Consider the following 2,744-nt stretch of genomic DNA (forward strand, 5'->3'; position numbering starts at 1 on the left):
ACCCGGAACGCGCCCGCCGCTCACTCAGGCCCGGCAAGGGCGCGAAGGTCAGCGCCGGCGAGCCCTCAAGATCGCCGGGCATCAGGAAACGGCCGGGCGGCAGGGTCGAAAGCGCCCGCTCGTCAAGCTTGCATGCCTTGAGGTAAGCGGCAAAGCTCTCGGCGAGGCGTCGCGCCGTCATCTCGTCGGCGTCCGCATTCAGGTCGACTGCGGCGGAGAGCGAGCGCCATTCCTGCGAAAGGTCGGCGCGCACCGGCAGCACGGCCATCTCGAATGCTTCGCGCGAGAAATCAACGTAGGATTTACCGAGCAACGGTAGGTCCAGCAGCCATTCGCCGGGATAGTCGACGATATCGACCGACAATCTGCCTGATGAAAACATGCGGCTCCAGGCGGAGGCCGATTCATATTCGATGGTGAGCCTCAGCTCGGAAATGGCACGTGTCGAATCCGGCCACAGGCGATCGTTGACCAAAGCCGCTACGTGATCCTCGTACTGGAATCGCGGTACGGCGTCATCCGGTTGCTCTTCGAGGAAGGCACGGGCGATGCGTCCCGATTTCTGCGCCGAGAACAGCGGCAAGCGCCCGCCATGGATCAGATTGTGGACAAAGGCTGAGATGAACACCGTCTTGCCCGCGCGGGAAAGACCAGTGACACCCAGTCGCAGTGATGGCGAAAAAAGCCCGGTAGCGCGCCCTGACAGCGTATCCAGGGCAATCTTCGCCTCGTCGGTGAAAGTGGTCAGCGATGATGCCAAAATGCGGTCTCTCGGGGCTTCGGTACGATCCGATATAGACGCTGCTGCCCAGGTTTGAAATGGCGTCAGAGATCGGCCGGCGTCACGAAGGCTTCGAGATAGCCGGTGCCTTGCGCGGCGTTGGCAAGACTGGCCGGAAAGCAGACGACGGCAAGGCCGGAAGTCGGAAAGCCGTGATTCAGCATTCCCATCGCAGCCTCGTCGCCGTCGCCCGAAAGCGCGATAGTGAGATCTTCCGTCATCGGGTTGTGGCCGATGATGAGCAGCGAGCTAGGCCCGCCATTGCTGCGGATGAGGTTGAGATAGCCGGCGGCGTCCTCGCTGTAGAGCGTGTCCAGGAACAGGACCCGGCCTGTATCGGTGTGGCCGGCCAGACCTTCCAGGGTCTGGCGCGCTCGCTTTGCGTTGGAGCAAAGGGTGAGGTCCGGAATGTAACTGCGGGCCCGCATGGCCGCACCCATCGTTTCGGCGTCGCCGACGCCCGATGCGTCGAGGGGACGATCGAAATCGCGCATGCCCGGCAGAGCCCACCCGGCCTTGGCATGCCTCAACAGATAAAGCTTGCTCACCGGCCCCTCGCTTGTGCCAAACACCGAAACTCATCAAAAGGCGATGCAGGATTAGCCATGAGAAACGCCTTGCGCACAATGGCCGCCACCCTTCAAACCCAACGAATCATACGCGAATTCGGTCGCGCCCTTCATGCGAATGATGCGGCCCATAGCATTTTGCCCGACATTAACAATTGCGTGAAACTGTCGTCGATTGCGCTTGTGCAGTATTCGGTCCGCGAATATATAGGCGCCAAAATTGGGGCTGTTGGGTGAGTCGAATGAACGACATCGTTACCGCCGATTACGTACCCTCCGAAGACGAGCCGTTCATGAACGAGCGGCAGAAATCCTACTTTCGCCTGAAGCTCGTCACTTGGAAGAACGACATACTGCGCGAAGCGCGCGAAACTCTCGAAATCCTACAGCAGGAAAACGCCAACCACCCCGATCTCGCCGATCGCGCCTCTTCGGAAACCGACCGCGCCATCGAACTTCGCGCCCGCGATCGCCAGCGAAAACTCATTTCAAAGATCGATTCCGCGCTTCAGCGCATTGATGAAGGCACTTACGGTTATTGTGAGGAAACCGGCGAGCCCATCGCGCTGAAGCGGCTCGATGCGCGTCCGATCGCGACCTTGTCGATCGAGGCGCAGGAGCGCCACGAGCGCCGCGAGAAGGTCTACCGCGACGACTGAAGCACAGGCGAATCGCCTAAAAGCAGCGAATTTTGTCATGGCCGGTCTCCGGCCATTTTTTTGCCTGTTCGCTGGCCCCGTTTCTGGCCGGTTATCTTTTCTGGCTGGAAAGCTCGCCTAGAAGCTTCGTCATCTCGTCATCGAGAGACGACGGCGCCTTTGCCGCCGGCTTGCTCTCCGGCGCGGGCTGCGGGACATCAAACGAGACCTCGAGCTCCCTCATCAGCGTATCGTCAATGGAATCCTGCTTTGCCGGGGAATCCTGTCTTGCCGGCGCTGGCGCGTGTCGAACGGCATTGGCGTAGGCGGGCAGCGGCGTGATGGTCGCCGATTGATGGCTTTGCGCTGGCTTCGGCGCTGGCGCTGGTGCAGTCTGATGGGGCCGGACAGGCGCCGGGGCCGCGCTTACCGGCTGCGGAGGCGGTGCTTGCCTCATTGGCGCAGGAGCTGGTTGAGGCGCGCGCGGCCGCGGTGCCGGCTGATGGCCACCGCCATCTCCGGTCAGCGCGGGACGGCGCAGCGCCGACAGCCGGATGTCGCGTTCAACGACGACGTCTGTCGGGCCCCCGATCAGCAGCAGGTGCTCGATGTCGTCGCGGCGCACCAGCACCAACCGGCGGTGGCTGTCGACAGCGGTGGCGTCCATGACGGCCAGGCGCGTCTTGCGGTTCCTGCCGCCGGCAACGAATGTTCCGAAGGTCAGATTGCGGACCAGCTTGATGATGAGGAGAATGA

Annotated in this window: 4 protein-coding genes; 1 reads left to right on the forward strand and 3 read right to left on the reverse strand. The window is 62.0% G+C overall.

The annotated features are described in order from the left end of the window. Both EOA86_RS29585 and EOA86_RS29590 read right to left on the reverse strand, forming a co-directional pair. Positions 1–760 (reverse strand): YcjX family protein (locus EOA86_RS29585; RefSeq protein WP_164892101.1); only part of this gene is annotated, 760 nt, incomplete at its 3' end. Positions 761–825: 65 nt separating this feature from the next. Beyond that, positions 826–1,329, reverse strand: coding sequence for a histidine phosphatase family protein (locus tag EOA86_RS29590; protein ID WP_128344892.1), 504 nt, complete (start codon positions 1,327–1,329; stop codon positions 826–828). A 263-nt stretch (positions 1,330–1,592) separates the two neighbouring features. Between EOA86_RS29590 and dksA the strand changes: the two genes are divergently transcribed. Further along, entirely contained in the window at positions 1,593–2,009 is a 417-nt protein-coding gene (gene dksA / locus EOA86_RS29595; protein WP_006202025.1) for an RNA polymerase-binding protein DksA, read from the forward strand. A gap of 91 nt (positions 2,010–2,100) precedes the next feature. Here dksA and EOA86_RS29600 read toward each other — a convergent pair. After that, positions 2,101–2,744: flagellar biosynthetic protein FliO (locus EOA86_RS29600; protein WP_128344894.1), on the reverse strand; the 644-nt coding region annotated here is incomplete at its 5' end.

Source organism: Mesorhizobium sp. M5C.F.Ca.IN.020.32.2.1 (assembly GCF_004023105.1).
In the GTDB taxonomy this organism is placed as follows: Bacteria; Pseudomonadota; Alphaproteobacteria; order Rhizobiales; family Rhizobiaceae; genus Mesorhizobium; species Mesorhizobium wenxiniae.